4 protein-coding genes and 1 riboswitch are annotated in these 8,136 nt (G+C 63.6%); of the genes, 3 read left to right on the top strand and 1 reads right to left on the bottom strand.

The genetic code is table 11. The annotated features are described in order from the left end of the window. Positions 1–533 precede the first annotated feature (533 nt). Positions 534–638: riboswitch (glycine riboswitch) on the top strand. Positions 639–792: 154 nt separating this feature from the next. The 3 genes from gcvT to gcvP are packed head-to-tail and all read left to right on the top strand — an operon-like array spanning position 793 to position 5,225. Beyond that, a complete protein-coding gene (gene gcvT / locus QZV93_RS03215; protein WP_295555913.1) occupies positions 793–1,971 on the top strand; it encodes a glycine cleavage system aminomethyltransferase GcvT in 1,179 nt (392 codons plus the stop codon). Positions 1,972–1,990: 19 nt separating this feature from the next. Next, positions 1,991–2,353, top strand: coding sequence for a glycine cleavage system protein GcvH (gene gcvH / locus QZV93_RS03220; RefSeq protein WP_295555915.1), 363 nt, complete (start codon positions 1,991–1,993; stop codon positions 2,351–2,353). Between the two features lie 25 nt (positions 2,354–2,378). After that, complete coding sequence (gene gcvP / locus QZV93_RS03225; protein WP_295555917.1) at positions 2,379–5,225, top strand: aminomethyl-transferring glycine dehydrogenase; 2,847 nt, start codon at positions 2,379–2,381, stop codon at positions 5,223–5,225. 22 nt (positions 5,226–5,247) lie between these two features. Here gcvP and QZV93_RS03230 read toward each other — a convergent pair. Then, positions 5,248–8,136, bottom strand: a 2,889-nt coding sequence (locus QZV93_RS03230) for a hypothetical protein (protein ID WP_295555919.1), incomplete at its 5' end; no start/stop codon positions are given.

Here is an 8,136-nt window from a genome sequence, read left to right on the forward strand (position 1 = left end):
GCTGGTGGCTGACTGAATTCCCTGTTCGTCGCAGTAGGGAATTTTCCTCAGATGCGGCCTGTCGCGAGGCGTTTTTGTCCATATGACAGCGCAAATCGCGCGAATACCCTGTAAATGGGCGGCTATCAGGGATATTCGTAGAGACGAGTTCGCTCCAGACTGCCTCCACAGCCAATCAATCGGTGAAATCGTCTTAGGCGTTTCGCAAGATGAGCGAGGAATGGGTACGCGCCACCGTCCACACCGGCATTGCGGTCGCGAGAGACTGACGACAAGCGCCGCGCCCCGACCCGCTCGCAGAAGCGTAGAACTGGGGCGTTCGTTTCCAGAATCCACGAGCGCTCGATAAAGCGCGGCCGACACCGCAGCGTCGGCCACGCCGGCCCGCCCTCGGCACGGCGAGCGGAGCGGGAGCAAATACATCGGAGAGCACACCCGTCAACCCTCGCAATGAGGCGCGCAATAGACATGACGCCGCGCGACCAAAGTGGTGTTGACCGGCAATCCGAAGCTCCCCATGTTTGGATTGTCAGCGATGAATTGCGGAAGAGATCGGTCGTCCCGTACCAGTTCGGATAGCCGACGCCGAAGGAGCAACCGCCCCGGAACCTCTCAGGCAAACGGACCGCAATTCGATGACACTCTGGAAAGTGGTGCGATGCTCAACCATCTCACCCACCGAAGATGACAAGGGCTAGGCCTTCCGCATACGCCGGCAGGCACGGCGCCTAATCTTTCAGGTCTCGCGACAGAGGGGGCTCGCTCCTGTGCACATTTGTGCGCAGGATAGCTATGGAGCCTCCTGTGAGCGACACATCGTCTCCTCACCCGAAATCTATTTTAGAGCGCACCCCGCTCTACGCGCTCCATGTCGCGAAAGCCGCGCGCGTGGTGCCGTTCGCCGGCTACGAAATGCCGGTCCAATACGCGCCGGGCGTCCTCAAGGAGCACCTGCACACCCGCACGGCGGCAGGTCTGTTCGATGTCTCGCACATGGGGCAACTGACCGTACGCGCCAGGTCGGGGCGTCTCTCCGACGCCGCATTGGCACTGGAGCGTCTAATTCCGGTCGATGTCCTGGGTCTCAAGTCCGGCCGCCAGCGCTATGGGCTCTTCACCAACCAGAACGGTGGAATTCTCGACGACCTCATGATCGCCCATCGCGGCGATCACTTCCTGCTCGTGGTCAATGCGGCCTGCAAGATGGCCGATGAAGCGCATCTGCGCACCCAGCTCTCGGACACCTGCATCATCGAGCGGCTCGACCGCGCACTGATCGCGCTGCAAGGCCCGAAAGCGGAAGCGGCCCTGGCCCGTCTTGCACCCGCGTGCACAGGCATGATGTTCATGGACGTCGTAACCCTCGATATCCTGGGCTCGGAGTGTTTCCTCACCCGCTCGGGCTACACCGGCGAGGACGGCTTCGAAATTTCCGTTGTCCCCGACAGCGCGAGCAGGATCGCGGCGAGGTTGCTCGAAGACGAGACCGTCGAGCCGATCGGCCTCGGTGCGCGGGATTCGCTGCGCCTCGAAGCCGGGCTCTGCCTCTATGGATCGGATCTTGACGAGACCACGACGCCGGTGGAAGCGGGCTTGACTTGGGCCATGCAAGCCGCACGCCGCCACCGCGGCGAACGCGAAGGCGGCTTTCCCGGCCACACGATCATCCTCGATCAGATCGCTCACGGCACATCGCGGTGCCGCGTCGGACTCCTTGCCGAGGGGCGCGCCCCCATTCGCGCGGGCACGAAGCTATTCACGTCGGAAGACGCGAGCGAGCATGCCGGCGCGGTCACATCGGGCGGCTTTGGTCCGACCGTCGATCGCCCCATCGCCATGGGTTACCTGCCGCCGTCGGCAGCCGCACCCGGCACCGTCGTTTTTGCCGAGGTGCGAGGCAAGCGGCTACCGATGATCGCCACCCCGCTGCCATTCGTTCCATCGCGATTCAAACGCGGCCAACGCCGCTGATCATGAGAGGAGATCTGCCGTGATGAAATTCACCGACGAGCACGAATGGCTGACACGCGACGGCGACGTTGCGACGGTCGGTATCACGGAGCACGCAGCGACCCAGCTCGGCGATCTCGTCTTCGTCGAGCCGCCGAAGGTCGGCACGGCGTTGAAGAAGGGCGACGCTGCCGCGGTCGTCGAGTCGGTAAAGGCCGCATCCGACGTATTCGCCCCTGTCGATGGAGAGGTCGTCGAAATCAACGATGACGTGGTGAAAAACCCCGCACTCGTCAACTCCGATCCTCTCGGCAAAGGCTGGCTCTACAGGATCAAGCTCGCGAACCCATCGGACTTCGACGGCCTTTTGGACGAGGACGCCTACAAGAAGCTCATCGGCTGACGCACACATTCTGGCGGAGAACACCATGCCTGGCTCATACGATCCCTATGACTTCGCCAACCGGCGCCATATCGGCCCCTCGGCGGCGGAAATCGCGGACATGCTAGCGGTGATCGGCGTCGAGAGCTTGCATAAGCTCATCGACGACACCGTGCCGGCGGCCATCCGCCAGACCTCGCGTATCGATTTCGGAAAATCCCTGTCCGAGCGCCGCGCCCTCGACAAAGTGCGCGCCACAGCCAACAAGAACCGCGTGCTCACGTCTCTCATCGGCCAGGGCTACCACGGCACCACCATGCCGCCCGCCATCCAGCGCAACATATTCGAGAACCCGGCGTGGTACACCGCCTACTCGCCCTATCAGCCTGAGATCAGTCAGGGCCGCCTCGAAGCGCTCTTGAACTTCCAGACACTCGTCACGGACCTGACCGGTCTCGACGTCGCCAACGCCTCGCTCCTGGACGAGGCCACGGCAGCGGCCGAGGCAATGGCCATGGCGCACCGGATCTCGAAATCCAAGGCCACGCACTTCTTCGTCGATAAGGACTGCCTGCCGCAGACCATCGCCGTCGTGAAAACGCGCGCCGAGCCGCTCGGCTGGACCATCGTCGTCGGAGATCCGTTCGCCGATTTGAAGCCCGAGGCCGTGTTCGGAGCGCTGTTCCAGTATCCGGGCGTTTGCGGCGCCTGCCATGATTTCTCGGCGCCGATTGCAAAACTGCATGCTGCGGGCGCCATCGCCATCGTCGCCGCCGATCCATTGGCCCTCACGCTTCTGAAATCCCCGGGAGACATGGGCGCCGATATCGCCATCGGGTCCATGCAGCGTTATGGCGTGCCGATGGGCTATGGCGGACCGCACGCCGCCTACATGGCCACCCGTGACGAGCACAAACGCACACTACCCGGACGCATCGTCGGCGTATCGGTCGACTCCAAGGGCAACCGCGCCTACCGCCTCGCGCTGCAAACGCGCGAGCAGCACATCCGGCGCGAGAAGGCGACCTCGAACATCTGCACCTCGCAGGTGCTCCTCGCCGTCATCGCATCCATGTATGCCGTATTCCACGGCCCGCGCGGCTTGAAGGCCATCGCCGAGCGCGTGCATCGTGACGCCGCGCGCTTGGACGAAGGCCTCACGTCGCTCGGCTTCAAGGTCGGCCCCGCAGCCTATTTCGACACCATCACGGTCGAGGTCGGCGCTTACCAGGGGTTGATCTTGAAGAACGCCATCGACAACGGCGTGAACCTCCGCAAGGTGGGAAGCGACCGCATCGGCATCACCGTCGACGAGCGCACACGCCCCGATACGCTGGAAGCCGTGTGGCGGGCGTTCGGCGGCTTCGACCTCGGATATGACGAAGCGTATCCCGCTTCCCGCCTGCCGCGGGATCTAATGCGCACGTCTGAAATCCTCACGCACCCGATCTTCCACATGAACCGCGCCGAAAGCGAGATGACGCGCTATATGCGCCGCCTCGCCGACCGCGACCTGGCGCTTGACCGGTCCATGATCCCGCTCGGCTCGTGCACCATGAAGCTCAATGCCACGGCCGAGATGCTGCCCATCTCATGGCCCGAGTTCGGCGAGATGCACCCGTTCGCGCCCGCCGATCAGGCAGAGGGCTACAAGGAGCTGATCGACGACCTGTCACGGAAGCTCTGCGAGATAACCGGCTATGACGCGATCTCGATGCAGCCGAACTCCGGCGCTCAGGGCGAGTATGCCGGTCTCCTCGCGATCCGCGCCTATCACAAGAGCCGCGGCGACCACGCCCGCGATATCTGCCTCATCCCTGCCTCCGCACACGGCACAAATCCGGCTTCAGCTCAGATGTGCGGCATGACGGTGGTCGTCGTCGGTACGGACGCGAGCGGCAACATCGATGTCGCCGACTTCCGCGCCAAGGCCGAGAAGTACAGCAACCGCCTCGCCGCTTGCATGATCACCTATCCCTCGACCCATGGCGTGTTCGAGGAGACGGTCGTCGAGCTCATCGACATCACGCACGCCAACGGCGGCCAGGTCTATCTCGACGGCGCCAACCTCAATGCACTGGTGGGACTCGCGCGGCCGGGTGACATCGGCTCCGACGTCAGCCACCTCAACCTGCACAAGACGTTCTGCATCCCGCACGGCGGTGGCGGCCCCGGCATGGGACCCATCGGCGTGAAAAAGCATCTCATCCCCTTCCTCCCGGGGCATCCTGAGACGGACCGCCGAGAGCACACGGTTTCGGCAGCGCCTTATGGGTCGGCATCCATCCTCCCGATCTCGTGGAGTTATTGCCTGCTGATGGGCGGACGCGGGCTGACGCAAGCCACCCGCATCGCCATCCTCAACGCCAACTACATCGCCAAGCGGCTCGAACGCGCTTACCCCATCCTCTACAAGGGGCGGAACGGATACGTCGCGCACGAGTGCATCATCGACACCCGGCCCCTGCTCGAAAGCGCCGGCGTCACCGTAGACGATATCGCCAAGCGGCTGATCGACTGCGGCTTCCATGCGCCCACCATGAGCTGGCCCGTCCCGGGAACGCTGATGATCGAGCCCACCGAGAGCGAGACCAAGGCGGAGCTCGACCGATTCTGCTCCGCGATGTTGGCGATCCGCGAGGAAGCCCGCGCCATCGAGGAAGGCCGCATCGACCGCAAGAACAACCCGCTCAAGAACGCGCCGCACACGGTGGAGGATCTGGTGGGTGCTTGGGATCGGCCATATTCGCGCGAGGCGGCATGCTTCCCTCCGGGGGCCTTCCGCGTCGACAAATACTGGCCCCCGGTCAATCGCGTCGACAATGTCTACGGCGATCGCAATCTCGTCTGCTCGTGCCCACCATTGGAGACCTACCAGGAGGCCGCCGAGTAGAAGCCACGGCGGACGGCAGCGCTCACGGGAGCGGGTAGAGGACATCCGGTAGGGACTTGAGCATAATCCACGTCACGGCAAGCCCGCCAAAGACGTAGATGAACTTGGGGAGCGCGTACGGCTCCAGCCAATCGCGCCGCGCGAGCACGATGCCGATCAACAACACCAACGGACCCGCGATAAGATCGCCGGAGCGATAGGGCATGTTGAGAAGGTACGCGACGACGCCCGCAGAGAGGAAAAGCGCCGCCGACAGCAGCACCCACAGAACACTGCGGGGACGAAGCCCCAGAAGAATGCCGGCAAGGAGGCAAACCGTCGCCGGAATGCTCGCGGCGTTCACCGCCCCTCGCGGACTGTAGATGTCGATCGCCCCCGGAAAACTACTGGCGATCAACGCGGCGGCCGACGCCACTGCAGCCGTCGCTGCGAGCCACTGCAAGGTTCTAAGCCACGCCGAGCGCGTTTCCGCGTCCAACAGCTCGAGACCCGCGAGACGGCGTGCCGATGGCGCGCCCGATGCGGCCAATCCCGCAGGAAGCACCGGCAGACCGAGCGCCATGGCCAGCCCCCCGTAGACGGAGGCATCACGCGCCGCGTTGCCGACCCAGGTCGCCAGCATGCCGATGAACTCACCCCCGAGTCCGTTTCGTAAGAGAAGGCCGGTGCCGGTGCAAAGCCCGGCGACCAGAATGACGCCGAGCGCGAGACGCACGCTCCTGACCCTTGGAACGACGAGCATCATGCCGAGCATCACGCCTCCCGCCGAGAGTGCGGACGCTACCGTGAGCGCCAGCACGGTCTCCTCTGTCAGCCGGAACCCCTCTTCGAGGCCGAGCGGCGGCGCGAGCCATAAAATACCTCGTGCGACGGACTGAGCGAGGCCCACACCGGCGACGCTCGCGATGGCGGCCTGCCTCCACGACGTCTTTCCTACGACCCGCACGAGCGCATACACGACAAGCAGGGAGACGATGACGCGCGACACGTTCCCCCAAAACGCCAGGCTGATCAGAAACGCGACCGCAGCCAGCAGGCCAACCTCCATCGCGGACACCTGCGGTGGCTGCGTCTCCACAAGGGGAGCAGCACTGAAGCCCGATGTCTTTCCGACCAAGCCCTTGAGGGCCGTCTGCACTCCGGCCTCCACCGGACGCCCTGCCTCGCCTAACCGGGCGCGGATAAGCCGGCGCAGGGCGAGCTGATAGGCGACACGCGATCCGCTCGAGCTCTGCACGAGCTCGGGCTGGCCGGCATCGTCGAACGCAAGAGCGAGCGTATTTGCGGTTTGTTGGTGGGCTTCGGCTGCAAGCCCCGGATACCGCTCCCGCAGCTTGCCGATCAGGCGCCGAACCAGCGCGACGTTCCTCTCGGGATCGCCGTAGGCCGGCGGAACGATAAATAATACCTTGGGCAAATAGCCCTGCGCGATCACATGGTCGATTTCCCACGCGACGCTCTCGGTCTCCTCCGCGCAGAGGACGATGAGCTGAGACTGCTCCGCAAGGTCCCTGACGGCGTCCTGCCAATCCTTGTTCTCGAAATAACCGCGTGCCGCGCCATAAGGCGGAAAGGCATCCCTTGGATTGCCAAGTGCAACGACAGGCCCGAAGCGCACCCCCTCCTCGACGAGGATCGTGTCGAGCGAATGGGGTGGCAGCCCGAACGAAATAAGGCGTCCGAGAAATCCAAGTCGCGCGGGCGGCACAGCCAACTGGTCATCCTTGAAAGCGCGCAGAAAAAGGATGGGCGGACGTGGATCGGCCGCCGTCAGGCGGTCGATCGAGTTCCATGCATTGGCTCTGGCAAGCTTCTGGAAAAAATTCCCGACGACCAGCAGCAGCGGAAGGATCAGCAGCGCGACGATGAGGCCCAGGAGCTGGATCACTTGGTCCTCGAACTGGATTGCCGTCGAGAAGAAGGCAACCAGAAACCCGACGTAGAGAGACAGCGTCAAAGCCGAGAGGAAAAAGAAAACCGCCACAAGACGTCGATTGGAGGTCAGGTATCGGGTGATGTAGGGAATGCCGCATGAGTCCGCCAAAGCATCTCGGCTGAGGACATCAGTGTTGTCGGCACGCAGCAGCTGTAGATGCTCGTCGCCGAGGTAAACGAGGCACCACCAGCCCCGCAGCAGAACCACGAACAACCAACCGGCCAGACCGACGTAGAGATATCTGAGGCTCGGCCCTTCCCGGCCCACAGTAAGAAGAATCCACACGGCGGCAGTCACGAAGAAGGCTGCAGCCAGAGCCGAAGCAATGGTGGCCATGGCTGTCACCGGCACCCGATCGAGGCGCCGAACAATACGGGCATTGATCAGGAGGAGCGCCGTGCCGAGCGTCATGATGATCAGGATGAGCTCCTGGTTGGCGAGGCCGCCGATCCAGGAAGTGACAAAATTCGAGAACGGAAACTGAAACTCGGGGCTGAAAACGGAATAGGCCAGCACGTCGTAGATCTGCCCGATGAACAGCAAGGCGATCACCGCCAGGTTCATGACGAGGCCGCCCAGGAAAGCCGCCCGTGATCCGGCGAGCAACGGATAGCTGAGGATCGCACCCCGCTCCGCTGGATCGACATCGAAAACCGTGGCCGACGGCCACACGGAGGCAGGAACGGTTGGCGTGGCGGTTACTCTTGCTCGTGGGCGTGCCAGCAGGAGAAGCCAGACGAAACCGAGCGCCCCAATGGCATAGGATACGGCGTTGCTCGAAAGGTGCTGCTTGAGGGTGGGCCATTCCGCTTCCGGCGCCGCATACGGATCTGGACCTGGCGCGAAGGTGTAAGGCACCGGCTCCGGCGGAACGATGTCCGGAGCCGCACTGTCGGAAGGCGGCACGTATCCATCGACGCCGGCATCGGTCTCCGGCTGAGCGTCGGCTGAATTCGTCCCTGAATAGGTGTCGAT

The sequence above is a fragment of the uncultured Hyphomicrobium sp. genome (assembly GCF_902826555.1).
GTDB lineage: Bacteria > Pseudomonadota > Alphaproteobacteria > Rhizobiales > Hyphomicrobiaceae > Hyphomicrobium_C.